Consider the following 25,408-nt stretch of genomic DNA (forward strand, 5'->3'; position numbering starts at 1 on the left):
CCGCCGCGCGCGCGACGCCGCGCCGTCCGGGCCACCGACTCCCTGTCAACCGTTCGGTGGACGCCCGGACCGGACCCGGGTCAGGACTGGGGGGTGACGGTCTCCCAGCCCTCGACCTCGGCCGGCGGGCGCGGGGCGGGGCCGACGTAGCGCGCGGAGGGCCGCACCAGCCGCCCGGTGCGCTTCTGCTCGAGGATGTGGGCGCACCAACCGGCGGTGCGGGCGCAGGTGAACATCGCGGGCATCATGTGCGGGGGCACCTGCGCGAAGTCGAGGATCACCGCCGCCCAGAACTCCACATTGGTCTCGATGGCACGGTCGGGACGGCGCTCGCGGAGCTCGCTGAGCGCGGCCTGCTCGAGCTCGGCGGCCACCTCGTAGCGCGCCGCGCCGAGCTCGTGGCAGGTGCGCCGGAGCACCCGTGCCCGGGGGTCCTCGGCGCGGTACACCCGGTGGCCGAAGCCCATCAGCCGGTCGCCGCGGTCCAGGATGGACGCGACGACGCGGCGGGCGTCGCCGACCCGCTCGACCTCCTCGATCATCGGCAGCACGCGCGCCGGTGCGCCCCCGTGCAGCGGGCCGGACATGGCGCCGATCGCCCCGGAGATGGCCGCGGCGACGTCGGCCCCGGTGGACGCGATCACCCGTGCGGTGAAGGTCGAGGCGTTCAGCCCGTGTTCGGCGGCGGAGACCCAGTAGGCGTCGATCGCCCGCACGTGTGCCGGGTCGGGCTCACCTCGCCAACGGGTGAGGAAGCGCTCGGTGATCGTGGTGCACTCGTCGATCCGTCGCTGCGGCACGGCGGGACGGCCGATGCCCCGGGCCGACTGGGCCACGTAGGACAGTGCCATCACCGACGCGCGAGCCAGCTGCTCGCGGGCCTCGACGTCGTCGATGTCCAGCAGCGGGCGGTAGTCCCAGATCGGGGCGAGCATGGCCAGCGCCGCCTGCACGTCGACGCGGACGTCCCCGGTGTGCACGGGAATCGGGAACGGCTCCGCGGGCGGCAGCCCTTTTCCGAACCGCCCGTCCACGAGCAACGCCCAGACGTCGCCGAAGGTGACCTTGCCGGCGAGCTCCTCGATGTCGACACCGCGGTAGCGCAGGGCGCCGCCGTCGCGGTCGGGCTCGGCTATCTCGGTGCGGAAGGCGACCACGCCCTCCAGCCCCGCCCGGAAGCCGTCGTCGGGCTCGGCGGGCTTCGCCTTCGCCGAGCCGTCCTCATCGATCTGTCGCACCGCGCCGTGCATTTCCTCAGCCTCTCCGCCGGTCCCCGGACCCTCCGCGTGGTGGACGCTTCCGGCGGGGGGCGAGCTCCCCCTCGCCGCCTTGGACGCCACCGCACGGGCAGGCCTGGGGCCACCTTCCTCCTGTTCGGAGGCCTGGGCAATTGTCCGGACCGGTGGTTTCGGTCACGATTCAGGAGAACGATTCAGAAATCGGGTGTTACGCGTACGTTTCCTGAATCGAAACGGCGGCCCACCAGTGGTAGACCTCTGGGCATGCACCTCACGCCGCAGGAACAGGACAAGCTGCTGGTGGCGATGGCGGCCGAGGTTGCCCGGAGGCGCCTGGCCCGTGGGGTGCGGCTCAACTACCCGGAGGCCGTCGCGCTGATCACCGACCACGTCGTCGAGGGCGCGCGGGACGGCCGGTCGGTGGCCGAGCTGATGTCCTCCGGGCGGTCGGTGCTCTCGCGTGAGCAGGTGCTCGACGGCATCCCGGAGATGATCGACTCGGTGCAGGTCGAGGCGACCTTCCCGGACGGCACCAAGCTGGTGACCGTGCACAGCCCGATCGTGTGAAGGAGCGTGGCGTGATCCCCGGCGAGATCCTCACCTCGGCCGAACCGGTCGAGCTCAACCCAGGGCGGCCACGGGTGCGCCTGGTCGTGCGCAACGTCGCGGACCGACCGGTCCAGGTCGGCTCGCACTACCACTTCGCCGAGGCGAACCCCGGTCTCTCGTTCGACCGCGAGGCCGCGCGCGGGCACCGGCTGGACATCCCGGCCGGCACCTCGGTCCGGTTCGAGCCCGGTGTGGAGCGGGAGGTCTCGCTGGTGCCGCTGGCCGGTCGGCGGATCGTGCCTGGGCTGCGGGGTGGGGCATGAGCTCGGTCGACCGGGCGCGGTACGCGGCGCTGCTCGGCCCGACGGCCGGGGACCGCGTACGGCTGGCCGACACCGACCTGCTCGTCGAGGTCACAGAGGACCGCTCGATGGGGGCGGGTGCCGGCGACGAGGTGATCTTCGGTGGCGGGAAGGTCGTCCGCGAGTCGATGGGACAGTCCACCGCCACCCGCGCGCAGGGGGCTCCCGACCTCGTGATCACCGGTGTGGTCGTGCTGGACCACTGGGGCGTGGTCAAGGCGGACGTGGGGGTGCGCGACGGGCGGATCGTCGGCATCGGCAAGGCGGGCAATCCCGACACGATGGACGGGGTGGACGAGAGCCTGGTGATCGGGCCGTCGACCGAGGTGATCGGCGGCAACGGCAGGATCCTCACCGCGGGCGCCGTCGACTGCCACGTGCACTTCATCTGTCCCCAGCTCACCGATACCGCCCTCGCCTCCGGGGTGACCACGCTGATCGGCGGCGGCATCGGGCCGGCGGAGAGCAGCAAGGCCACCACGGTCACCGCCGGGGCCTGGAACCTCACCAGGATGTTCCAGGCGATGGACGGCCAACCGGTGAACGTGGTGTTGCTCGGCAAGGGGAACACGGTCTCGGCCGAAGGGCTGCGCGAGCAGGTCGCGGCCGGCGCCGCGGGGTTCAAGCTGCACGAGGACTGGGGGACCACGCCGGCGGCGATCGACGCCTGCCTGCGGGTGGCCGACGAGACCGGTGTCCAGGTGGCCATCCACACCGACACGCTCAACGAGGCCGGTTTCGTGGAGTCCACAATAGACGCGATTGCCGGGCGCTCGATCAACGCCTACCACACCGAGGGCGCGGGCGGCGGCCACGCGCCGGACATCATCCGGGTGGTGGGGCTGGCGAACGTGCTGCCGTCCTCGACCAACCCGACCCGCCCGCACACGGTGAACACGATCGACGAGCACCTCGACATGCTCATGGTCTGCCACCACCTCAACCCGTCGGTGCCGGAGGACCTCGCGTTCGCCGAGAGTCGGATCCGCCCGACCACGATCGCGGCGGAGGACGTGCTGCACGACCTCGGGGCGATCTCGATGATCGGCTCCGACTCCCAGGCCATGGGCCGCATCGGAGAGGTGGTGATCCGGACCTGGCAGACCGCCCACGCCATGAAGCGCCGCCGCGGCACCCTGCCCGGCGACGGCGCCGCCGACAACCTGCGTGCGCGCCGGTACGTGGCGAAGTACACGATCAACCCCGCGATCGCGCACGGCCTGGCCCACGAGGTGGGCTCGGTGGAGGTCGGCAAGCTGGCCGACCTGGTGCTCTGGGAACCGAAGTTCTTCGGCGTGAAACCCTCGCTGGTGCTCAAGGGCGGCTTCATCGCCTGGGCGGCCATGGGTGACGCCAACGCCTCCATCCCGACGCCGCAGCCGGTGCTGGCCCGTCCGATGTACGGTGCGGCACCCCGGGTCGCGGCCGCGTCCAGCCGGCACTTCGTCACCGAGGCGGCGCTCGGGATCGCCGGGGTCCTCGGCACCGCGACCCCACTCGCCGCGATCACCGACACCCGTCGGCTGACCAAGGCCGACATGGTCGCCAACGACGCGCTGCCGTCGGTGACCGTCGACCCCGACAGCTTCGCCGTGCACGTGGACGGGGAGCTGATCGAGCCGATGCCGGTCGAGGAACTGCCGATGGCGCAGCGGTACTTCCTGTTCTGATGTCGGTCCTGGCGCTGATGCTGGCCGACTCCCGCTTCCCCGGCGGCGGACACGCGCACTCGGGTGGGCTGGAGGAGGCGGCCGCCCGCGGGCTGGTGCGCACCGAGGCCGACCTGCCGGCGTTTCTGTCCGGGCGGCTGCGCACGGCGGGCGTCCTGGCCGCGGTGTTCGCCGCCGCGGCGGCACACAGCGCTGCCGGCCGTGTCGACAACTGGTCCACATTGGACGAGGAGCTGGACGCACGGACCCCGTCCTCGGCCCAGCGCTCGGCGTCGCGGGCACAGGGCAGAGCCACGGCCAGAGCTGCGGCCGCCATGGCTGTCCCCAGTGTGGACAACGTATGTGGATCAACCTTACGCGTTCTGCTCGCCGCCACCCCGCGACCGCACCACGCGATCGTGCTCGGTGCGGTGATCGCTTCGCCGCCGGATGCGGCGCTCGTCGCCGCGTACCTGTCGGTGAGCGGTCCGGCCAGCGCCTCGGTCCGCCTGCTCGGACTCGACCCTCTGCGGGTGAACGGTTCCCTTGCCGCGCTCGAGCCGTTGCTGCGCTCGGTCGCCGCCGACGCGGCGGCCAGCGCGGCGCTGGATCCCGCTGCCCTACCGGCGCCCGGCGCGCCGGCCCTTGACCTGCTGGCCGAGGAACACGACCGGCACCACCGAGAAGAGGTGCGTCTCTTTGCGAGCTGACTCCGCCCATCCCCACACCCACCCGGTGAGCTTCGACCCGACGGCCGCCGAGCCCGATCGGCACGCCGCACCGCCCGCCGCCGGGCGGCCGCTGCGGATCGGCGTCGGTGGTCCGGTCGGCAGCGGGAAGACCGCGCTGGTGGCCGCGCTGTGCCGGGCGCTCGCCGACCTGGAGCTCGCCGTGGTGACCAACGACATCTACACGACCGAGGACGCCGAGTTCCTCCGCCGCGCGGGGGTGCTGGACCCGGCGCGGATCGAGGCGGTGCAGACCGGGTGCTGCCCGCACACCGCGATCCGCGACGACATCACGGCGAACCTGGACGCCGTTGAGGCGCTCGCCGAGCGCTTCCCGGCCCTGCGTCTGGTCATCATCGAGAGCGGCGGGGACAACCTGACGGCCGTGTTCAGCCGGGGCCTGGTGGACCACCAGATCTTCGTCGTGGACGTGGCCGGCGGCGACAAGGTGCCGCGCAAGGGCGGTCCCGGCGTGACGACCGCCGATCTGCTCGTGATCAACAAGACCGACCTGGCCCCGCTCGTCGGCGCCGACCTCGACGTGATGTCCGGCGACGCGCACCGGGTGCGGGGCGGCCTACCGGTCGTCCTTCAGTCCCTTGTGGACACTCCGGGCGCACCGGCGGTGGCCGAGTGGGTCCGGGCGAGGTTGGCCGCGGTGACAACGGGGTGAGGGCTCGGGCGCACCTGCGTGTCGAGCGGGACGGCGCCGGCCGCCACGTCGTGCGCGAGCTCCGCTCGGCCGCGCCGCTGACGCTGCTTCCCGCCCGTACCAACGGAACCGCGCTGGTGCACCTGGTCAGCTCGGCGGCCACCCCGCTCGGCGGCGACGACCTCGCGCTGACCGTGGAGGTCGGTCCGCACGCCGAGCTGACCCTGGTCGGCGTCGCGGCGACTGTCGCGTTGCCGGGTCCGCACGGTGCGCCGAGCCGCTCCAGCGTGCGGCTGACCCTCGCCCCCGGGGCCAGCGTCGCCTATCTCCCCGAGCCGACGGTGGTGACCGGGCGGGCGTGCCACGAGTCGGTGCTGGTGGCGGAGCTGGCCGGAAACGCGACCCTGCGCGCCCGCGAGGTGCTGGTCCTCGGCCGGGTGGGGGAGCGGCCGGGCACGCTCACGACGGCGGTGACGGCCAGCCGGGATGCTCGGCCGCTGGTGCGCCAACACCTGCGGGTCGGCGACCGCGAGCTGGACGCGAGTGTTGCCTCCCTTGCGGGAAAACGTGTTCTCGCGACCGAGCTGTACCTCGACGGCTCCACGCCGGCCGCGGCCAGTGGTGAGTGGTGGTCGTGTACGCCGCTCGCCGCCGGCGGCACCCTGACCACCGCCCTGGCCGACGACGCGGTCACCGCGGTGCGCCGGCTGGGCCTCGCCGCCGCCGCCCGCGGCTGATCCTCTTACCGCGCCAGCGGGAATGACATGGGCGGGGGACCCCTGCTCGCGCTCGGTCGTCCTGGGTGTAGAACGGGTCGGCCGTTGGTGCGGGAACTCCCACCGGAACGGCGGTTCGTACGGCCTGGCACGATGAACAACATCGTGATGATGGTCAGCGAAGTGAGCGTTAGGCGTGTCCGGCGACTGGTGGGTACGAATCGCGGAGCGCCGACCCTCGGCCTGGTTTCCACAAAGGTGGTCACCGGAATTTTGAAACGTTGCATGTTCCCAGCTAGGGGAGCTGAGGAGACTTCATGGGGCAGGGTCCGCACGGCCGCATGTACCGGGGCGTAGACACCGAACAGCGACGTGCCGAGCGGCGGGAGAGATTGCTCGAGGCGGCGCTGGACGAGTTCACGACCCGCGGGTACCACAAGACGAAGATCGCGGACCTGTGTGCCCGCGCCGGGGTGTCCACCAGGAACTTCTACGAGAAGTTCGCGAGCAAGGAAGCGCTGCTGCTCGAGTTACACGCGCACATCAACACGATTGCCGTGAAACGGATGCTGCCGGCGCTGGAGTCACTCGGCGACGCGGACGCGCTCACCCGTCTCACCGCGATGCTCGACGCGTTCGTCGCCGCGGTGACCTCCGACCCCCGCTACCCGCGGCTGAACTACGTCGAGGCGCCCGGCATCAGCCAGGCCGTGGAGCGCCAGCACCGGAACTGGTTCAACCGGTACACCGAGTTCATCGAGGCGGAGTGCGAGCGCGCGGCAGCCGCCGGGCTCGCCCCCAAACGTGACTATCACCTCACCGCGATCGCGCTGGTGGGCGCGGTGACCGGGATCCTGCGGGAGTGGCAGGCGCAGGACCCGCCCCTGCCGGCCACCGCCGTCGCGAACGAGATCCGGCAGGTGTCGCTGGCCGCCATCACCCGTCCGGCGTAACGGGCAGGAAGCTTTCCGTATCCGCATCGATTCCGGTGGCCCCCGTCACCCGTCGGCTGGTTTCCGAGCAGGCGAAATTTCCGTAACGTCGTGCGTGAGGGCTACCGGCGTCGGCGGGAAGGCCCTCGACTGATATGTGGGCCCCAAGCGACTAGGAGATCGAGCATGGCGGACGCCAGGATCGCGACCAGCGACATCGCCTTCGAACTGCCGAAGATGCGGGTCTCCTACGAGAAGGGCACGTTGAGCGAGTCGGAGCTGGCCGACACCTGGCACGAGCAGCTCCAGAGCTGGCTGGACGACGCCATCCGGGCGGGGGCGCCTGAGCCGAACGCGATGGTCCTGGCCACCGCGAACACCGAGGGGATGCCGAGCTCGCGGACCGTGCTCGCGAAGGGTCTCGACGCGCGGGGCGTGGTGTTCTTCACCAACTACACCTCGGCGAAGAGCCACGACCTGCTCGCCACCAGGTTCGCCTCGGCGACCTTCCCCTGGTACACGCTGCACCGCCAGGCCACGGTCCGCGGCACCGTCGAGAAGGTGAGTGCCGCCGAGACCGCGACGTACTGGGCCAGCCGGCCGCGGGGCTCCCAGCTCGGCGCCTGGGCTTCGCCCCAGTCGATCGTCGTCGGCGGGCGCAACGCGCTGGAGTCCGCGCTCGCGAACGTGGAGCGTCAGTTCGCCGACGTGGCCGACGTACCGGTACCTCCGCACTGGGGCGGTTGGCGGATCCGGCCCGAGGTCGTGGAGTTCTGGCAGGGCCGCCGGGACCGGATGCACGACCGCCTGCAGTTCCGGTTGGGTCGCGACGGCTGGAAGGTCGAGCGCCTCGGCCCGTGACCTGCGGCAACCTCGTGAGCGTCGTCACGAAGGCGCAGGTCGTTAGCTGAACTAAGCTCCTGTGCGTGGGGAATGTCGCGGGGGGCCGGGTACGGCGGATCGCCATCGACACCCGCCCCCTGCGGATCCCGCCGTTCCGGCGGCTCTGGGTGTCCACGGCGGTGACGGCCGTGGGCAGCCAGCTGACCACGGTGGCGGTGCCCAAACAGGTCTACGACATCACCTCCTCCTCCGGCTTCGTCGGCCTGACCGGTGCGTTCGGCCTGGTCCCGCTGCTGGTCTTCGGCCTGTGGGGCGGGGCGATCGCCGACGCCGTCGACCGCCGCACGGTCATGCTGGTCAGCAACGCCGCGATCGCCGTCACCTCGGTCATGTTCTGGGTACAGGCGGCGCTCGGCCTGAACGACGTCTGGCTCGTGCTCGGGCTGCTCGCCGTCCAGCAGGCGTTCGTCGCGATCAACATGCCGACCAGGAGTGCGGCCGTCGCTCGCCTGGTGCCGCTGGAGCTCCTGCCGTCGGCGAGCGCCCTGACCGCGACCGTGTCCTCGTTCGGCATGGTGTTCGGGCCGCTGCTGGCCGGGGCGCTGATGCCGGTCGCCGGCCTGCCGGTGCTCTACCTCGTCGACTCGGCGGCGCTGGTCGTCGCCACCGCGATGATCCTCGGGCTGCCCGCGATGCCGCCGCTGGACGGGGTGCGGCGCCGGGCCGGCCTGCGCGACATCGCCGACGGCTTCCGCTACCTCGCGGCCAAGCACGTGCTGCTCGCGTCGTTCCTGCTGGACGTGATAGCGATGGTCGCCGGGATGCCCCGAGCGCTGTTCCCCGAGCTCGCCGAGCGCACCTTCGGCGATCCCCCCGGCGGGGGGATCGCGCTGGGCTGGCTGTACGCCGCGATCCCCATCGGCGCGTTGCTCTTCGGGCTGGCCTCCGGCTGGCTCGGCGGCGTTCGCCGCCACGGCGTCGGCGTCGCGGTCGCGGTGTGCGCCTGGGGGGCGGCCGTGGTCGGGTTCGGGCTCGCCGACGCGCTCTGGCTCGCGGTGGCGTTCCTGGTGCTCGCCGGTGCGGCCGACCTGGTCAGCATGGTCTACCGGAGCGCGATCCTGCAGGCCGCCGCGACCGACGAGATGCGCGGGCGGATGCAGGGGGTGTTCACGGTGGTCGTGGCCGGCGGCCCGCGCATCGCCGACCTGCTCCACGGGTGGGCGGCGGCCGGCGTCGGGACCGCGGCCGCGGCCTGGGGCGGAGGGGTGCTGGTGATCGTGCTGACCGTGGTCGCGGTCGCCTGCCTGCCCGGTTTCTGGAGATATCGCGCGCCGGTGTCGGGAAAGTAGTGAACTAGTAACACCCTGCTCTGGTCCGCCCGACCATGATCCGGCATGCTCTCACCCTATGGTGACCGAGAACACAGTTCCCCCGGCTGAGGAGAAGCAGCCCGCGCTCAACCGGGTGATGGGCTCCAAGCTGCTGTTCTTCTTCGTGATCGGCGACATCCTGGGCACCGGGATCTACACCCTGACCGGAAACGTCGCCGGCAAGGTGGGTGGCGCGCTGTGGCTGCCGTTCCTCGCGGCCTTCGTCGTGGCGTTCCTCACCGCGTTCAGCTATCTGGAACTGGTGGGCAAGTACCCGAGAGCCGCCGGCGCGGCGCTGTACACCCACCGCGCGTTCAACGTCCAGTTCCTCACGTTCCTGGTCGCCTTCACCGTGATGTGCTCGGGGCTCACCTCGGCCTCGACCGCCGCGCACGGGTTCGGCGGCACCTACCTGCCGCAGTCGTTCGACGTTGAGATCTCCGCCTGGGGCGTCGCGCTCATCGCCGTGGTGTTCGTGCTGGTGCTCGCCGCGGTCAACTACATCGGCGTGTCCGAGTCGGTCAAGGCCAACGTCGTCCTGACCTGCATCGAGCTGTCCGGCCTGCTGATCATCATCGGCGTCGGCGTGTGGGCCGTGCTGCAGGGCGAGGGCGAGCCGAGTCGGCTCACCGAGATCAACACCCAGGACCAGAACGCCTGGGCCGCGGTCACCGCCGCCACCTCGCTGGCGTTCTTCGCGATGGTGGGCTTCGAGGACTCGGTGAACATGGCCGAGGAGTGCCGCAACCCAGTCCAGATCTTCCCGAAGGTGCTGCTCGTGGGCCTGGCCACGGCCGCCCTGATCTACGTCCTGGTGGCGGTCACGTCCTCGCTGCTGGTGTCCTCGGAGGACCTCGCCGCGGCCGGCACCGGCTCGTTGCTCAAGGTCATCGAGGTCGGTGCCCCGGGCTTCCCGCTGCGGGTGTTCGCGATCATCGGGCTCCTCGCCGTGATCAACTCGGCGCTGATCAACATGCTGATGGCCAGCCGGCTGCTCTACGGGATGGCCAACGAGGGCGTGCTGCCGCGGGCCTTCGCCACCGTGCACCCGTTCCGCCGCACCCCGTGGGTCTCGATCGGGGTCACCTCCGGCATCGCCACGCTGCTGGTGCTGCTGGTGGGCAGCTCGGCGGTGAGCAAGCTGGGCAGCACGACCGGGCTGTTGCTGCTGGTGGTGTTCACCGTGGTGAACATCGCCTGCCTGGTGCTGCGCCGGGAGAAGGCCGAGCACAAGCACTTCAGGGCCCCGACCTGGGCCCCGGTGGCCGGCGCCGTGCTCTGCCTGTACCTGACGATCCCCGGGCTGTCCGGCCGCGACGCGGCGCAGTACTACATCGCTGGCATTCTGCTCGCCGGCGGGGTCGTGCTCTACTTCGTCAACCGCCTCTACCTGCGCTCCCGGGGCCAGGAGCCGACAAAGTTCGACCCGCAGGCGCTCAAGGACTGAGCACCCGCAATAAGGTCATTCGTATGGGACCTACCGGACAGCAGCTGGAGATCGAGCACGGTGACGCACGGGCGACGGTGACGTCGGTCGGCGCGTCGCTGCGTGCCTTCGCGGTGGCGGGCGTGCCGTACCTGGAGACCTTCGGGGAGGAGGACACCCCACCGCTGGGCGCCGGCGGCGTGCTGGTGCCGTGGCCGAACCGGGTCGCCGGCGGCACCTGGCCCTACGCGGGTGTGACCGAGCAGCTCGAGGTCACCGAGCCGGCCCGGGGCAACGCGATCCACGGGCTGGTGCGTCGGGAGGAGTGGACTGTCGTCGAGCACGCGGGTGCCGACGTCACACTGGAGGTGGAGATAGCCGGCCGGCAGGGGTGGCCGTTCCCGTTCCGGACCGCCATCACCTACACCGTCGGCGACGACGGGCTGACCGTCACCCACACCGTGCGCAACCTGGGTGACGAGGAGATGCCCTTCGGTGTCGGCACCCACCCCTATCCCCGGCCGGGCGGCATCGACGTGGACGACTGCGAGCTGCGGCTGGCGGGGGCGACCGTGTTGCCGGTCGACCCCGAGACGCTGGTGCCCACCGGCAAGCCGGTCCCCGTGGACGGCACCGACCTGGACTTTCGTGTCGGCGCTCCGCTGCGGGGGGTCGAGCTGGACACGGCGTTCGGGGGTTGCCTGCCGGCCGGGGACGGGCTGGTGCACCACACGGTGACCCGCGAGGGGCGGGGTGTGGAGGTGTGGGCCGAACCCGTGTTCGGCTGGGTGCAGGTGTTCACCACCGGCGATTTCCCGGGCAAGGACGGCCGTGCGGTGGCCGTGGAGCCGATGACCTGCCCGCCGGACGCGCTGAACTCCGGCACCGACCTGATCGTCCTCGCCCCCGGCCAGACGTGGACCGGCCGCTGGGGCATCCGTCCGCTGCACGGGTAGGTTTTCTGAGGTGATTACTGCTGTCACTGGCGGCTACGTCGTCCCCGTAGACGGTGAGCCCATCGAGGGCGGGACCGTGCTGGTCGAGGGCGGGAAGATCGTCGCGGTGTGCACCGAGGCCGACGCCGACATCCCGGACGACGCCGAGATCGTGGACGCGTCCGGCACCTGGGTGCTGCCTGGTTTCGTCGAGGCGCACGGTCACGTCGGCGTGCTCGAGGCCGGCGAGGGCTGGGCGGGCGACGACGTCAACGAGATGACCGACCCGAACGGGGCCCGGCTCCGTGCGCTCGACGGAATCAACCCGGACGACCAGGGCTTCCGCGACGCGCTGGCCGGCGGGGTGACCACGGTCGTGGTCAAGCCGGGGTCGGGCAACCCGATCGGCGGTCAGACGGTCGCGGTCAAGTCGTGGGGGCGCACGGTCGAGGACATGCTCGTCCGGGAGCCGGTGAGCGTGAAAAGCGCGCTGGGTGAGAACCCCAAGCGGACCTACGGGGAGCAGAAGAAGCTCCCCTCGACCCGGCTCGGCGTCGCCGCGGTGATCCGCGACGCGTTCACCAAGGCGCAGGACTACCGCACGGCCCGGGAGTGGGCGGCCAGGGAGGGCACGCCGTTCGAGCGGGACAACTCCCAGGAGATCCTGGTGCGCGTGCTGGACGGGGAGCTCCCGTGGAGCCAGCACAGCCACCGGGCCGACGACATCGCCACTGCCATCCGGCTGTCCGAGGAGTTCGGCTACCGGCTCATCGTCAATCACGGCACCGAGGGGCACCTGCTGGCCGACACGCTGGCGGCGAAGGACATCCCGGTGATCATCGGCCCGCTGATCGTCGGGCGGTCCAAGGTCGAGGTCCGGCGGCGGACGATGCGGAACCCGGGGATCCTGGCCAGGGCCGGCGTGCGGATCGCGCTGACCACCGACCACCCCGTGGTGCCGATCGACTACCTCGTGCACCAGGCAACCTTCGCGGTCAAGGAAGGCCTGGACACCGAGAGCGCACTTCGCGCGATCACCGTCAACCCTGCGCGGATCATGGGTCTGGACGACCGCGTCGGTGCGCTGCGACCCGGGCTCGACGCCGACCTCGTCCTCTGGTCGGGTGACCCGCTGGACGTGATGAGCCGCGCCGTCCGGGTCTTCATCGCGGGTCGGGAGGTCTACCACTTCGACGAGGCGACCGGCCTCGGCGTCACCGCCGACCCCTTCTACCAGGAGTGAGCCGGGTCAGGCCCGGCGCAGCTCGCGGGCGATGAGGACGCGTTGGATCTGGTTGGTGCCCTCGAAGATCTGCGGGACCTTGGCCTCCCGGAGGTAGCGCTCGACCGGGAAGTCCCGGGTGTAGCCGGCGCCGCCCAGGGTCTGCACCGCGTCGGTGGTGACCTTCATGGCGGCGTCGGTCGCGACGAGCTTGGCGATCGACGCCTGTCGGGTGAACGGAAGGCCGCGGTCGCGACGACGGGCGGCCTCCAGGTACGTGGCCCTGGCCGACTCGACGGCCGCGGCCATGTCGGCGAGCAGGAACTCCACGCCCTGGAACTCGATGATCGGCCGCCCGAACTGGCTCCGGCCCTTGGCGTAGGCGACCGCCTCGTCCAGCGCCGCCTGGGCGAGGCCGACCGAGCAGGCGGCGATCCCCAGCCGGCCGGAGCTCAGCGCGGTCAGCGCGATCCGCAGGCCCTCGCCCTCCCCGCCGAGCCGCCGCTCGACCGGCACCCGGGCGTCCTCGAAGATCATCTGGGTGGTCGTCGAGCCGGTCAGGCCCATCTTCCGCTCGGGCGGTGCCGCGCTCAGGCCGGGCGTCGCGCCGTCCACCAGCAGGCAGCTGACGCCCTTGCCGCCGTTCGCGGAGGTGCGGACCATCGTCGTGTAGAAGTCGGCGTGGCCACCGTGGGTGATCCACGCCTTCACGCCGTTCACGACGTAGTCGTCCCCGTCCCGCACCGCGCGGGTGGTGAGGGCCGCGGCGTCCGAGCCGGCCTGGGGTTCGGACAGGGCGTAGGCGCCGAGCAGCTCACCGCCCAGCATGTCCGGCAGCCAGCGCGCGCGCTGCTCGTCGGTGCCGTACTCCGCCAGCGCGAAACAGGACATGACGTGCACCGAGAGGCCGACGCCCATCGACATCCAGGCCGTCGCGACCTCCTCCAGCACCTGCAGGTACACCTCGTAGGACAGTCCGCCGCCGCCCCAGCGCTCCGGGTACGGCAGGCCCAGCAGCCCGGACCGGCCGAGCAGCCGGAACTGGTCCCGCGGGAACCGCTCCTCCTCCTCGTACCGCGCGGCGAGCGGGGCGAGCTCGTCCCGGGCGAGCTCCCTGGTCAGCTTGATGAGGTCTTCCGCGTCCCGGTTGGGCAACAGGCGCTCGGCTGGCATCCGGTGTTCCTCCGCAGGTCAGTGCGTGGTTCTTCACGCACCATTAGTATGACGACCTACTGTCGGGTAGGAGTCCGGATCGGCTCGCGAGGTGGTACATGATCTGTGTCGGTGGCGAGGCGCTCATCGATCTCGTGCCGGCGCCCGCCGCACGACCGGGTGAGCTCGGCCCTCTGCTGCCCCTGCCCGGGGGCGGCCCGTACAACGTGGCGATCGCGCTCGGCCGGCTCGGGGCGCCCGTCGCGTTCCTCTCCCGGCTGTCCACCGACACCTTCGGCGAGGCCCTCCTGGAGCGGCTCCAGGTGTCCGGTGTGGACACTTCGCTGGTGCAGCGCGGCGACGAGCCGACCACGCTCGCGGTCGCCGGGATCGGCCCGGACGGGTCGGCCCGCTACTCCTTCCACGTCGAGGGCACCGCTGACCGGCTGGTGGCCGACCCCGGCGAGCTGCCGGCCGCGGTGACCACGCTCTCGCTCGGGACGCTCTCGATGGTGCTCGAGCCGGGGGCGACGACCTACGAAACCCTGCTGCGCCGGCATTCCGCGCGGGGCGGCCTGGTCGTGCTCGACCCCAACATCCGGCCGGCCATGATCGCCGACCCGGCGGCGTACCGGGCGCGGTTCGCGTCCTGGCTGCCCCATGTCGGCCTGCTCAAACTGTCCGTTGAGGACGCGGCCTGGCTGGCCGGGCTCGAGGGCGCCGGCCGGGCCGACGAGGTGGAGCAGGCCGTGCGCGGGTGGCTGGCCGCCGGGCCGCCGGCCGTGGTGCTCACCCGGGGCGCCGACGGCCTGGTCGCGCTGACGGCGGCGGGTGACCGGGTCGAGGTGCCGACGGTCCGCGCGGCGGTCGTCGACACCATCGGCGCCGGCGACACCGTGCACGGTGCGTTGCTGTACTGGTTGCGCAAAGTCGGAATCGAGGACCGGGCGGGGCTCGCGGGGGTCGACGGCAATGCCTGGCGGGCCGGGTTGGAATTCGCTGCCCTGACCGCCTCGGTCACCGTTTCGAGGGCGGGGGCGGAGCCTCCTTACGCTGCTGAGCTGCCTATTCCGCTGTAAAGTGCGGTGGCCCACACTCCGTGGACTGTCCGGCCGGCGCGGTTCGCACTAGCGTTAACAACACAAGTCAAATTTGTTGAGAGGGACTACGCATGCCTGACGCGAGGACCGCCCCCGCCGGGACTGGCAACAACAGTGCCGTCGACGGCTCGGGGACACACAACGCCGCGCCGGAATCCGTCGCGCTGCGCCACCCGGGCGGCGAGTACGAGATGTCCGTCACGCATGCCACCGAGGGTTCGCACGGGATCAACGTCAGCAAGCTTCTGTCGACCACGCAGCTCGTGACGCTCGACCCGGGGTTCGTCAACACCGCGGCGTGCTCGTCGGAGATCTGCTTCATCGACGGGGACGCGGGCATCCTCCGTTACCGCGGGTACCCGATCGAGCAGCTGGCCGAGAAGTCGACCTTCATCGAGGTGAGCTACCTGCTCATCTACGGCGAGCTGCCCACCCAGGCCCAGCTTGACGAGTTCACCTCGAAGATCAGCCGGCACACTTTACTGCACGAGGACCTCAAGCGCTTCTTCGACGGTTTTCCGCGGGACGCGCACCCGATGCCGGTGCTCTCCTCGGCGGTGTCCGCACTGTCCACTTTCTACCAGGACAGCCTGTGGCCCTTCGACAAGGAGCAGGTGGAGATCTCCACCATCCGGCTGCTGGCCAAGCTGCCGACGATCGCGGCCTACGCCTACAAGAAGTCGGTCGGCCAGCCGTTCCTCTACCCGGACAACTCGCTGGGGCTGGTGGAGAACTTCCTGCGGATGACGTTCGGCTTCCCGGCCGAGCCCTACGAGGTCGACCCCGAGCTGGTCCGCGCGCTCGACCTGCTCTTCGTGCTGCACGCCGACCACGAGCAGAACTGCTCGACCTCGACCGTGCGCCTGGTCGGCTCCTCGGAGGCGAACATGTTCGCCAGCATCTCGGCCGGCATCAACGCGCTGTTCGGCCCGCTGCACGGCGGTGCGAACAGCGCGGTGCTGAACATGCTCGAGGGCATCCGGGACGAGGGCGGCGACGTCGGCTCGTTCGTCAAGCGGGTGAAGAACCGCGAGGAGGGCGTGAAGCTGATGGGCTTCGGCCACCGCGTGTACAAGAACTACGACCCGCGGGCCGCCATCGTGAAGAAGACGGCCGATGACATCCTCGGCCGGCTCGGCGGCGACGACACCCTGCTCGACATCGCCAAGCAGCTCGAGGAGTACGCGCTCGCCGACGACTACTTCGTCGAGCGCAAGCTGTACCCGAACGTCGACTTCTACACCGGGTTGATCTACCGGGCGATGGGCTTCCCCACGAAGTTCTTCACGGTTCTCTTCGCGCTCGGCCGGCTCCCGGGCTGGATCGCGCACTGGCGCGAGATGATGAACGACTCGGCCACCAAGATCGGCCGTCCGCGCCAGGTCTACATCGGCAAGACCGAGCGGGACTACACGCCGCTCACCGAGCGCTGACCCGTCCACACCGAGGCCCTCACCGCGACGCGGTGGGGGCCTCGGTCGTTCTCAGCCGAGAGCCTCGCGCAGCCGCAGGCGGGGTCCGTTGTGGAGCACGGAGTTCCGGTAGACCACGGCACCGAGCCGAGCGAGCAGTACGGCCGTCGCCGCGGTCAGCACCACGGCCACCCCGACCTGCCACAGCGGCACCGCGGCGAGGGCGATCCGGCCCGGCATGAGCAGCGGTGACAGGGGAGGCAGCAGCGACAACACCGTCGCCGTAGCCCCGGCGGGGTTGCCGGTCAGGACGGCGAACCCGAGGACGAACGCGACTAGCAGCACCGCGGTGGTCGGCATCAGCGCGGCCTGAACGTCCTCCTGCCGGGAGACGAGCGAGCCGACGACCGCGAACACCGCCGCGTAGAGCAGGTAGCCGAGCAGGTACCAGACCAGCCCCCAGGCGAGGGTGCCGGCGGCGGTCCCGGAGATCGTCAGCGCGCCGGTCAGCAGCGCCAGCAGCAGCCCGGCCACGCCGACCGCGGTCAGCTGGATCAGCCCGACCAGACCGAGCCCGACGACCTTGCCGGACAGCAGCTGCCAGGGTCGGACCGTGGCCAGCAGCAGCTCGACAACCCCGCTGGACTTCTCCTCGACGACACCCTGGGCGACCATCGACGCGTAGAGCAGCAGCGAGACGTACAGCAGCGCGACGATGACCAGCGCCAGCGCGAGCCGCTGGTCCTGCTGCGGGTCGTCCGAGTCCAGCGACCGCACCTCGGCACCCGCTCGCGCCATCGTGGCCAGCACCTGGTTGGCGTCGAGCTCCTCGACCGAGGCGAGCAGTCCGGCGAGCACCTGCCGCTGCACGATCCCGTTGAGCACGCTGCGCAGGTCGGGGTCGAGGTCGCCCCGAACCAGCACCTGGAGTGCCGCCGGGGCGCCGCTGACCAGAGCGTCCAGCGTTCCGTCCTCGACCTGCTCGCGGGCGGCGGTGAGGTCGGTGATCGGGGTTGTGCGCACGGGGTAGTCGAGTTGTGCCGCGGTCTCGGTGAGCACGTCGGCGACGGCCATCGACTGGCCGTTGAGGCCGACCGTGGTGATGTGCTCACCGTCGAAGACCCTGCTCTGCGTCAGTACGAAACCCGCCAGGGCGAGCAGCGAGACAACGGTTCCGAGGACGAAGGACCTGGCCCGCAGCCTGGTCGTGAGCTCGCGGCGTGCGACCAGGAACACCGTCCTGCCGTGGTCGCTCATGTGCCCGCCTCCCCGGACGGGGAGCGCCATCTGTGTCCACTGTGGAGCGAAGGGGTCGCCGCCCGCTCGGCGGGCGCCACCGGCCACCGGCCGACCTCCAGTACCGCGGATGGCACGCGTGACCTCCTCGAGCTCCGGCCACAAGAGTATCCAGGTACGCCCGCCTCACCTGATTACCGGCCGTCGGCGACGGATTACATTTGAAAATTCTTCGCCGAACTCCGACCTGACCGGTAGCGAACCGCGTAGGTTCCTGGCCAGGACGCATGTGATCCACGAAGGACCATTGGAGTGGCTAGGGCATGGACCCGGAGAAGTGGTTCGCGCAGTACGACGAGAAGCTGCGCGACGCGGCGACCAGGGCGGAGAAGGCCGAGAAGGCGCTCAAGACGGTGGGGGGATCGGCCACCTCGCAGGATGGCGAGGTGACGGTCAGGGTCAACGCCAGCGGGGCGACGACGGATCTGGTGCTCCGACCGGGCGTGCGCGATGTCGAGCCGGAGCAGCTCGCGCGGGTGATCATGGAAACGACCAGGCAGGCACAGCGGGACCTCGGCGCCAAGGTCGTCGACGTGATGACCAGGTTCGTGGGGGAGGGCGAGGCGCTCGAGGCGGTCAAGGAGCACCTGCCCCAGGGCTTCGCCGGGGACGGCACGGACGAGGTGTTCAACCTCGAGGCACAGCGGGACCGGCGCACGGACGACGAGTACTTCGACAACCCACCTGAAGTGATCAAGTGATGTGCGCTCCCGGTCGGGGCAGACCGGGAGCCCCGGTAATCGAGATGATCGGCGGACCCATGGGCAGTGGTTTCAACGTCAGCATCGGGGAGGTGCGGGCGCACGCGACGACGGTGACCACCGTGGCGTCGATGGTGCGCTCGGCCTCGGACAACGCGTACGACTCGGTAGGGGGCGGGGCCTTCGGGCAGATCGGCCAGTTCTTCGCCCAGGCGATCACCCAGGCGGCCAGCGAGCTGCGTGAGGGCATCACCCGCGCGAGCCAGACGGTGGACGAGGTCCAGTCCGGTCTGTGCCAGGTCGCCGAGGCGTACCAGGCGATCGACGAGCGGCACATGACCCTGTTCCAGGCCGCCGTGCCGGAGCCGGAGGCGAACGACCGATGACGACGGGAAACACCCTGGTGGCGCCCTCCGGTGGCAGTCAGACGCCCTCGGCGCAGACCCTCTACAACGACATCCGCACCACCGCGAACGCCATCGAGAACGGCGACTGGGTCGACGCCGGCATGGGCGTGGCCAAGGTCGCGATGGACGTCATCGGCATGGGTGGAGACCCGCTCGGCGCCATCACCGCCTCCGGGGTGAGCTGGGTCCTCAACGCCGTGTCGTTCCTCCGCGAGCCGTTCGACGTGCTCAAGGGCGATCCCGGTGCGATCACCTCGTCCTCGTCCTGCTGGGGCACCGCCTCCAACGGGCTGGCGCAGACCGCCGAGCTGTACCGGCAGGCGTCGACCGACCAGACCCGGTCCTGGACCGGTACCGCCGCCGACGGCTACCGCGCGGCCAGCGGCAACCAGGCCAACGGGCTCGCCGCACTCGGTGAGGCCAGCCGGAGCATCTCCCAGGCGATGCAGCAGGGCGGGCAGCTGCTCGCCGCGGCGCGCAAGACGGTCATGGACCTGATCAGCCAGGCCGTGCAGAAGATCATCCAGATCTGCATCGAGGCCTTGTCGAAGTCGTGGCTGTCCTTCGGCGCGAGCATCGCGCTCGGCATCGCCCAGTCGGTGCAGAAGGCCGTGCAGACCGGGCAGAAGCTCGTCCAGGAGATCCAGAAGCTGGTCCAGGGGCTGCAGAAGATCATGCAGGTCGTGCAGCAGGTCATGAAGGTGGCTCAGACGGTCAAGGAGCTGCTGGAGATGATCGGCGGCAAGGCCAGCGGCCAGCAGACGCAGACGCTGTCCAACCACCGGGTGACCAGCGACGGAACCATGGGGACCGTGGTCAACGCGGTCGACACCGGCCCGACCACCCATCGGCTGGGCACGATCGCGCCGGGGTACCAGTGGCAGCAGCCGGAGATCGCCGGTCAGAACGTGCAGCTGGCCCAGGCGACGCCGACGCAGACCGGGCCGGTCTCGCAGAACGGCTGGCCGGTGAACCCGCCGCGCGGGGTCCGGACGATCCCGGGCACCAACGTCCGGGTCAACGTGGCCGACGGCCCCGCTGGCGACGTGCTGATGCACGTGCTGGGACAGGTCCACGCCAGGGTCGAGGACATCTCCCTGAACTCCGCGGCCGGCGAGCGCGACGACTGGGGCTACGCCGAGCGCAACGTGCGGGGCAGCTCGGCGATCTCCAACCACGCGAGCGCGACCGCGGTGGACATCAATGCCACCCGCCACGCCCTCGGTGAGCGCGGAACGTTCACCCCGGCGCAGACCGCCGAGATCCGGGCGATCCTGGCCGAGGTGGACAACGTGGTCCGCTGGGGCGGTGACTACCGCGGCCGCGCGGACGAGATGCACTTCGAGATCGTCGGATCGGTCGAGGAGGTGACCCGGGTGGCCGAGCGCCTGCGCCAGGCCAACGGGGGTCGTTAGCGGGGTTCGTCGTCACCGGGCCGGTCACCTCGTCGGTGGCCGGCCCGGTGCCGTGTGGAGGGGCGGGGTCCGTCGCCCGGCTCAGCCGAGTGCGGCAAGGGTCTGCTCGACCACCGCCGTCACGACGTCGCGAGCGGCGGCGAGCCGCGTCGGGACCAGGCCCAGGCGCGTGCGGCGGTGCAGAACGTCCTCGGCGGTGAGGGCGCCCTCGCAGCGGACCGCCCACGCGATCTCGCCCACGGTGAGCCCCTCGGCCACGGGTTCGGCCGCCGACGCCACCCGCGGTGCCTCGGTGCCGTAGGAGGCCACCAGCCGGGCCGGGCTGTCCAGAGCGGACAGGACATGTCGCGGGGCGGCGCCGACCAGGGGGAGGTCGCGGGTCCGCGACGGCCCGGCCGGCAGGCCCGTCGCGTCGACGGCGTCCTGGGCCATCTTCCGGTAGGTGGTCAGCTTTCCGCCGACCACGGTCAGTACGCCGTTGGGCGCGGTCAGCACCGCGTGCCGGCGGGAGAGGTCCGCGCTGCGGCCAGGGGCGTCGAGCAGGGGCCGGAGGCCGGCGTAGGTGCCGAGCACGTCGGCCTCGGACAGCGGGCGTTCCAGGACCGTGGACGCCACCGTCAGCAAGAAGTCCACATCGGACTGAGGGGCGACCGGCTCGTCCGGTATGCCGCCGTCGTACAGCTCGTCGGTCAGTCCGATGTAGACAAGACCGTTCCGTTGCGGGAGAACGATGACGAAGCGGTTGCGTTCGCCGGGTACCGGCACCGTGAGTGCCGTACCGCCTACCCCCAGCGTGTCGCCGTCGAGCACCACGTGCGAGCCGAGCGAAGGGCGCAACCGGACCGAGTCGACCAGCGAACCCGCCCAGACTCCCGCCGCGTTGACCACCCGACGGGCTCGCAGCTCGACGACCCGTCCGGTGAGCGTGTCGGTGGCCTCGACCGCGTCGCCCTCGGCCGAGGTGACCCTGACCCTGGTCAGGACCCGCGCCCCGTGGCCGGCCGCCGTTCTGGCCAGGGCCACGACCAGGCGGGCGTCGTCGACCAGTTGGCCGTCGAAGGACAGCAGCCCTCCGCGCAGGCCCCGACCGCGCAGGCCCGGCGCGAGCGCGAGCGCCTCCTGTCCGCTGATCCGGCGGGGGGCGGGCAGCAGCGTCGACGGCGTGCGTGCGGCTCGCCGCAGCGCGTCGCCGGCGTGCAGGCCGAGGTGCACGAGCCTCTCGGCGGCCCGGGAGACCTGCTCGTGCAACGGGAGCAGCTGCGGCAGCGGTCTGGTCAGATGTGGTGCCGTGCGGGTCATCAGGATCCCGCGCTCGACCGCGCTTTCGTGCGCCAGGCCCACCTCGCCCTTCGCGAGGTAGCGCAGGCCGCCGTGGACGAGCTTGCTCGACCAGCGAGAGGTGCCGAAGGCGAGGTCGTGGGCCTCCACGAGCGCCACCGACAGCCCGCGCGACGCCGCGTCCAGCGCGATGCCCGTTCCGGTGACGCCGCCGCCGACGACCAGGACGTCGACGACCTCCCCCGCGGCCAGTGCCTCCAGCTCGCTCGCCCGGCGCGCTGCGTTGAGCGCGGTGCTCACGGACGCAACGCGGCATCGAGCAGTCGGGCCAGCTCCACCAACAGTGCCTCCAGCGGGAGGTCCGAGGTGGCCGGGCGAATGGCGAACACGTAGGGCTGGAGCAACAGGAAGATCGTGCGGGCCTGGACCCCGGGGTCGCCCTCCCGGATCGACCCATCGCGTCGGCCGGCCACGAGCTGTGCGCGCAGGAACTCCTCGGCCATCCGCTGGCTCGTGCCGATCCGCTCCATGATGTACGGAAGCAGCATCTCGGCGTCCCGCTCGATCACCGCGTGCATGAGGGGGTTCGCCGCGAGCCCTCGCACGGTGTGCGTGGCCACCGCCACGAGCTGGCGCCGGGCGGTGTCCTCACCCGCGGCGACGCGGTTCGCGTCGGCGAGGATCTTGCCGAACTCGCGCGTGATCAGCGCGGAGAGCATGCCCCGCACGTCCGGGAACCGCCGGTACAACGTCATCCGGCTGACCGAGGCGGTGCGCGCGATGTCGCTGAGCGTCGTGCGCCGCACGCCGACTGCCAGCACGCACTCCATCGCCGCGTCCAACAGCACGTCGTCGGCAACCCGGTTGGGTGACGTCGTGTGACGAATTGTCGTCATGTGTCACACTATACTCGTGACCGAACCCTGGGACCACACCGGCGGGCGGCTCGACCACGACGACCGTCGCGGCTGGACAGCGGATGGCGGCCGAGACTACATCCTGCCCGCTCGCTCGGCTCGTTGGCTATTTTCGGCAACCGGTCTTACCCGGACGAGTACCCCTCCCGTGCCGGAGAGCGCGCTCGTGGTCGGCGAGTCGGCGCTGCCGGACATGGCGCGCAAGGCGCTGGAGTCGATCGTCGGACCCGAACACGTCCACATCGACCGGTCCGCGCGGCTCGGTCGTGCCGGTGGTTTGTCCTATACGGACCTACTGCGGCAGCGGGGGACCGGTGAGCTGGCGGTCCCCGATGCGGTGGTGGCGCCGGCCGACCCGGAGCAGGTGCAGCGGGTCGTCGAGGTGTCCGCCGAGTACGGGATCGGTCTGGTGCCCTTCGGCGGCGGTACCTCCGTCGTCGGCGGTGTGGCGGCGCTGCGCGCGGGGTTGGAGTCCGTCGTCGTGCTCGACCTGTACCGGTTGGACCAGCTCGTGTCGGTCGACCCGGTCTCGCGGCTCGCCGTGCTCCAGGCGGGCATGGTGGCCCCGGCGGCCGAACGCGCACTGGCCGCGCACGGGCTCACGCTCGGCCACGTCCCGCAGTCGTTCGAGCGCGCCACGATCGGCGGCTTCGCCGCCACCCGGTCGGCCGGCCAGGCATCCGCGGGCTACGGGCGGTTCGAGGACATGGTGCAGGGCGTCCGGGTCGCCACCCCGCGCGGCGAGTGGCATCTCGGCGTCGCGCCGGCCTCCGCGGCCGGGCCCGACCTCCGTCAGCTCGTGGTCGGCAGCGAGGGTGCCTTCGGCGTCATCACCGAGGTCACCGTCCGGGTGCGCGCGCGCCCCGCGGCACGGCGGTTCGAGGGGTTCGTGCTCGACGGTTGGGCGCGAGGGGCCGCCGCGGTGCGTGCGCTGGCGCAGTCCCGCGTGCTCGCCGACGTGACCCGGTTGTCCGACCCCCGGGAGACCGACGTCGCGTTCGCCATGTCCGCCGGGTGGCGGACGGGGGCCGTGCGGGCCTACCTGCGTGCGCGCGGCGTGCTCGAGCCCTGCCTGCTCGTGCTGGGCTGGGAGGGCGGGTCGTCAGCGGAGGTCGCCGCGCGGCGCCGCGCGACGTTGCGGGTGCTGCGCCGGTCGCGGCCGGTGGCGCTCGGCACGGCGGCGGGAGAGCGGTGGCTGCACGGCCGGTTCGCCGGCCCCCGCCAGCGGGACACGTTGCTCGACGCCGGGGTGTGCGTCGAGACGCTGGAGACGGCGACCTACTGGTCCCGCCTGGACGCCCTGCGCTCGGCGGTGAGCGCGGCGCTGGTGGACTCGCTAACCACGCCCACGCACCGGCCGGTGGTCGCCTGCCACATCTCGCACGCCTACGAAACCGGTGCCTCGCTGTACTTCACCGTGATCGTGCCGCGTGACGCGGCCGACCCGTTCGGACAGTGGCAGCGGGCCAAGGACGCCGCCTGCGCGGCGATCTCCGCTGGCCCCGACGGTCCACTGGGGACCATCTCGCACCATCACGCGGTCGGGGTGGACCACGCGGGCTACCTCCGGGCCGAGGTGGGCGGGCTCGGGGTGGGCGTGCTGGCCGCGGTGAAGCGCGAGCTCGACCCGCCCGGGGTGCTCAACCCGGGCAAGCTACTGGGCCGCTGAGGAGGACTCTCGGCGCACCACACCCAGCCAGATGAGGCCGATCATGCCGCCGAAGAACATCGGCCAGGCGAACATCAGGCGGGTGGCGATCGCCTGCTGGCAGGTGCCGACGTAGGCCGCGGTGATCCCGCTGTCGAAGTCGCTGATCGGGCCGAGGCCCCGGGCGATCAGCGGTGTCTCCACCCCGCCGATGGTGTTGCCGCAGCTCACCGAGCTGGGCTCGTCGGTGTCCATCCCCGCGACGTGCACCGGGACGAGCGCGAGGACCAGCCCCAGCAGCAGCCCGACCACGGCCAGTACGGCGCCGAACCCGCGCGGGGTGAGCATGATCTTGGCCAGCGGGTCGGTGCCGGGCGGGTCCTCGCCCGGACGCTCACCTGTTCCAGTGACGGGAGCCAGTGGCGCCGCCGGCTCGGGACCGGGCGCGGCGGGCGGCGGCCCGTCCGGCGCGAGAGCCTGGGTGCGGCGTTTCGTGGACCGGGCCCTGGTGGGCGTGGCGACCCCGGGCGTCGGGACCGCCCCGCCGAGGTCGGAGCCGTCGGCGGCGGGCGCACCGGTGTCCGGCCCGGCGCCGGCCCGGGGCGCCGCCGGCTGCGTCGCGATCTCCTGCTCCGAGGTCATGGCCCCAGCCTGCCCCCTGGCCGGGCCGGAGACCAGGGGAACCGCTCGACTGGGACCTTGACGACGCGTCCTAGACCAGGTGCTCGGCGAAGAACGCGAGCACCCGTTGCCACGCGTCCTCGCTGGACTCGTGGTGGTAGGCGACTCCCGGCACCCTGAGCAGCAGGTTCAGTGGCCCCGGCACCATCCGGTTGGCGAAGCTGTGCCCCGCCGCCGGGTACTCCTTCACGTCGTGCGGTACGCCGTGCTCGCGCAGGGCGGCCTCGAGCCTGCGGGCGGCCCCGCGCAGGGTGGGCATCGGGTCGCGCCGGCCGTAGCTCGCCACGACCGGGCAGGCGCCCTCGAGCACGGACAGGTCGGCGGGCAGGTCGCCGTAGTACGGGGCGCTGGCGTCGAACGCCCGGGTCGCGGCGAGCAGCGCGAAACCACCGCCGATGCAGAACCCGACCACCCCGACCCGGCCGCTGCAGTCGTGCCGGTTCGCGACCAGCTGACGGGCGGCGTCCAGGTCGTCGAACACCCGGCCGCGGCCCGCCATCAGATCGCCGAACATCGACCGCAGGCAACGGGGGAACCCACCCCTGGAGTACAGGTTCGGTGCCACCGCGACGTACCCGGCGGTGGCGAAGCGGTCGGCGATCGCCCGGATGTCGTCGGTCAGCCCGGTCAGGTCGTGCACGACGACCACGCCCGGCCACGGCGTGGGACCGGACACCTCGATCTGCGGGAGCGCGAGGTAGCCCTCGAACTCCCCGTCCCGGCTCGGAATGGTGATCCGCACGGGTTCGAGGCTAGCCGCAGGAGGCGAGGTGCGCGTG

General features: G+C 71.6%; 25 protein-coding genes. 18 read left to right on the forward strand and 7 right to left on the reverse strand.

Features of this window, described 5'->3' with window-relative positions; all coding sequences use genetic code 11:
• Positions 1-80 precede the first annotated feature (80 nt).
• Positions 81-1,250 carry a citrate synthase 2 gene (locus BU204_RS09650; RefSeq protein ID WP_075125252.1) on the reverse strand — a complete coding sequence of 390 codons (1,170 nt, stop codon included), beginning with the start codon at positions 1,248-1,250 and terminating at the stop codon, positions 81-83.
• Positions 1,251-1,502: 252 nt separating this feature from the next.
• Between BU204_RS09650 and BU204_RS09655 the strand changes: the two genes are divergently transcribed.
• From BU204_RS09655 to BU204_RS09710, 12 genes are all read left to right on the forward strand, one after another.
• Complete coding sequence (locus BU204_RS09655) at positions 1,503-1,805, forward strand: urease subunit gamma (RefSeq protein ID WP_075125253.1); 303 nt, start codon at positions 1,503-1,505, stop codon at positions 1,803-1,805.
• An 11-nt stretch (positions 1,806-1,816) separates the two neighbouring features.
• On the forward strand, positions 1,817-2,110 hold the full coding sequence (locus BU204_RS09660) for an urease subunit beta (protein WP_075125254.1): 294 nt from the start codon (positions 1,817-1,819) through the stop codon (positions 2,108-2,110).
• Positions 2,107-3,819, forward strand: a complete 1,713-nt coding sequence (locus BU204_RS09665; protein ID WP_075125255.1) for an urease subunit alpha — start codon at positions 2,107-2,109, stop codon at positions 3,817-3,819. The genes BU204_RS09660 and BU204_RS09665 overlap by 4 nt, the downstream gene beginning before the upstream one ends.
• Positions 3,819-4,508 (forward strand): urease accessory protein UreF, encoded by a 690-nt coding sequence (locus BU204_RS09670; protein ID WP_075125256.1) that lies wholly within the window; start codon positions 3,819-3,821, stop codon positions 4,506-4,508. Before BU204_RS09665 ends, BU204_RS09670 begins: the two co-directional genes overlap by 1 nt.
• Entirely contained in the window at positions 4,498-5,199 is a 702-nt protein-coding gene (ureG, locus tag BU204_RS09675) for an urease accessory protein UreG (protein WP_075125257.1), read from the forward strand. Before BU204_RS09670 ends, ureG begins: the two co-directional genes overlap by 11 nt.
• A complete protein-coding gene (locus BU204_RS09680; protein WP_075125346.1) occupies positions 5,196-5,915 on the forward strand; it encodes an urease accessory protein UreD in 720 nt (239 codons plus the stop codon). The genes ureG and BU204_RS09680 overlap by 4 nt, the downstream gene beginning before the upstream one ends.
• Before the next feature lie 296 nt (positions 5,916-6,211).
• Positions 6,212-6,847: a TetR/AcrR family transcriptional regulator gene (locus BU204_RS09685; RefSeq protein WP_075125258.1), complete on the forward strand. Its 636-nt coding sequence runs from the start codon at positions 6,212-6,214 to the stop codon at positions 6,845-6,847.
• Between the two features lie 165 nt (positions 6,848-7,012).
• Positions 7,013-7,687 carry a pyridoxamine 5'-phosphate oxidase gene (gene pdxH / locus BU204_RS09690; protein WP_075125259.1) on the forward strand — a complete coding sequence of 225 codons (675 nt, stop codon included), beginning with the start codon at positions 7,013-7,015 and terminating at the stop codon, positions 7,685-7,687.
• A gap of 65 nt (positions 7,688-7,752) precedes the next feature.
• Positions 7,753-9,018, forward strand: a complete 1,266-nt coding sequence (locus BU204_RS09695; RefSeq protein ID WP_075125260.1) for an MFS transporter — start codon at positions 7,753-7,755, stop codon at positions 9,016-9,018.
• Positions 9,019-9,076: 58 nt separating this feature from the next.
• Positions 9,077-10,486: an APC family permease gene (locus BU204_RS09700; RefSeq protein WP_075125261.1), complete on the forward strand. Its 1,410-nt coding sequence runs from the start codon at positions 9,077-9,079 to the stop codon at positions 10,484-10,486.
• Between the two features lie 23 nt (positions 10,487-10,509).
• On the forward strand, positions 10,510-11,421 hold the full coding sequence (locus tag BU204_RS09705) for an aldose 1-epimerase family protein (RefSeq protein ID WP_075125262.1): 912 nt from the start codon (positions 10,510-10,512) through the stop codon (positions 11,419-11,421).
• 10 nt (positions 11,422-11,431) lie between these two features.
• On the forward strand, positions 11,432-12,643 hold the full coding sequence (locus BU204_RS09710; protein ID WP_075125263.1) for an amidohydrolase: 1,212 nt from the start codon (positions 11,432-11,434) through the stop codon (positions 12,641-12,643).
• Between the two features lie 6 nt (positions 12,644-12,649).
• On the opposite strand, the gene BU204_RS09715 is transcribed toward BU204_RS09710, so the two are convergent.
• Entirely contained in the window at positions 12,650-13,795 is a 1,146-nt protein-coding gene (locus tag BU204_RS09715) for an acyl-CoA dehydrogenase family protein (protein ID WP_075125264.1), read from the reverse strand.
• Between the two features lie 98 nt (positions 13,796-13,893).
• Between BU204_RS09715 and BU204_RS09720 the strand changes: the two genes are divergently transcribed.
• Together BU204_RS09720 and BU204_RS09725 are read left to right on the forward strand one after the other, a co-directional pair.
• Positions 13,894-14,853, forward strand: coding sequence for a carbohydrate kinase family protein (locus BU204_RS09720; RefSeq protein ID WP_075125265.1), 960 nt, complete (start codon positions 13,894-13,896; stop codon positions 14,851-14,853).
• A 92-nt stretch (positions 14,854-14,945) separates the two neighbouring features.
• Positions 14,946-16,307 (forward strand): citrate synthase, encoded by a 1,362-nt coding sequence (locus BU204_RS09725; protein WP_083661154.1) that lies wholly within the window; start codon positions 14,946-14,948, stop codon positions 16,305-16,307.
• Positions 16,308-16,358: 51 nt separating this feature from the next.
• Here BU204_RS09725 and BU204_RS09730 read toward each other — a convergent pair whose 3' ends face one another.
• Positions 16,359-17,573 (reverse strand): ABC transporter permease, encoded by a 1,215-nt coding sequence (locus BU204_RS09730; RefSeq protein WP_233159899.1) that lies wholly within the window; start codon positions 17,571-17,573, stop codon positions 16,359-16,361.
• Between the two features lie 272 nt (positions 17,574-17,845).
• Here BU204_RS09730 and BU204_RS09735 point away from each other — a divergent pair, with 272 nt between their 5' ends.
• From BU204_RS09735 to BU204_RS09745, 3 genes are read left to right on the forward strand one after another with little or no spacing between them, the layout of a single operon-like run.
• Positions 17,846-18,283 (forward strand): YbaB/EbfC family nucleoid-associated protein, encoded by a 438-nt coding sequence (locus BU204_RS09735; protein WP_075125267.1) that lies wholly within the window; start codon positions 17,846-17,848, stop codon positions 18,281-18,283.
• 44 nt (positions 18,284-18,327) lie between these two features.
• Positions 18,328-18,669 (forward strand): type VII secretion target, encoded by a 342-nt coding sequence (locus tag BU204_RS09740; RefSeq protein ID WP_158073424.1) that lies wholly within the window; start codon positions 18,328-18,330, stop codon positions 18,667-18,669.
• Complete coding sequence (locus BU204_RS09745; RefSeq protein WP_075125269.1) at positions 18,666-20,105, forward strand: M15 family metallopeptidase; 1,440 nt, start codon at positions 18,666-18,668, stop codon at positions 20,103-20,105. Before BU204_RS09740 ends, BU204_RS09745 begins: the two co-directional genes overlap by 4 nt.
• Before the next feature lie 81 nt (positions 20,106-20,186).
• Here the strand turns inward: BU204_RS09745 and BU204_RS09750 are convergent, their stop codons facing one another.
• Both BU204_RS09750 and BU204_RS09755 read right to left on the reverse strand, forming a co-directional pair.
• Positions 20,187-21,683, reverse strand: a complete 1,497-nt coding sequence (locus BU204_RS09750; protein WP_075125270.1) for a glycerol-3-phosphate dehydrogenase/oxidase — start codon at positions 21,681-21,683, stop codon at positions 20,187-20,189.
• A complete protein-coding gene (locus tag BU204_RS09755) occupies positions 21,680-22,279 on the reverse strand; it encodes a TetR/AcrR family transcriptional regulator (protein WP_083661155.1) in 600 nt (199 codons plus the stop codon). Before BU204_RS09755 ends, BU204_RS09750 begins: the two co-directional genes overlap by 4 nt.
• Between BU204_RS09755 and BU204_RS09760 the strand changes: the two genes are divergently transcribed.
• Positions 22,278-23,969 carry an FAD-binding oxidoreductase gene (locus BU204_RS09760; RefSeq protein ID WP_075125272.1) on the forward strand — a complete coding sequence of 564 codons (1,692 nt, stop codon included), beginning with the start codon at positions 22,278-22,280 and terminating at the stop codon, positions 23,967-23,969. The genes BU204_RS09755 and BU204_RS09760 overlap by 2 nt on opposite strands.
• Here BU204_RS09760 and BU204_RS09765 read toward each other — a convergent pair.
• Together BU204_RS09765 and BU204_RS09770 are read right to left on the reverse strand one after the other, a co-directional pair.
• A complete protein-coding gene (locus BU204_RS09765) occupies positions 23,955-24,590 on the reverse strand; it encodes a hypothetical protein (RefSeq protein WP_075125273.1) in 636 nt (211 codons plus the stop codon). The two genes, BU204_RS09760 and BU204_RS09765, sit on opposite strands and share 15 nt — an antisense overlap.
• A 70-nt stretch (positions 24,591-24,660) precedes the next feature.
• Positions 24,661-25,371 carry a dienelactone hydrolase family protein gene (locus BU204_RS09770; protein ID WP_075125274.1) on the reverse strand — a complete coding sequence of 237 codons (711 nt, stop codon included), beginning with the start codon at positions 25,369-25,371 and terminating at the stop codon, positions 24,661-24,663.
• Between the last annotated feature and the right edge of the window lie 37 nt (positions 25,372-25,408).

Source organism: Actinophytocola xanthii (assembly GCF_001921205.1).
In the GTDB taxonomy this organism is placed as follows: domain Bacteria; phylum Actinomycetota; class Actinomycetes; order Mycobacteriales; family Pseudonocardiaceae; genus Actinophytocola; species Actinophytocola xanthii.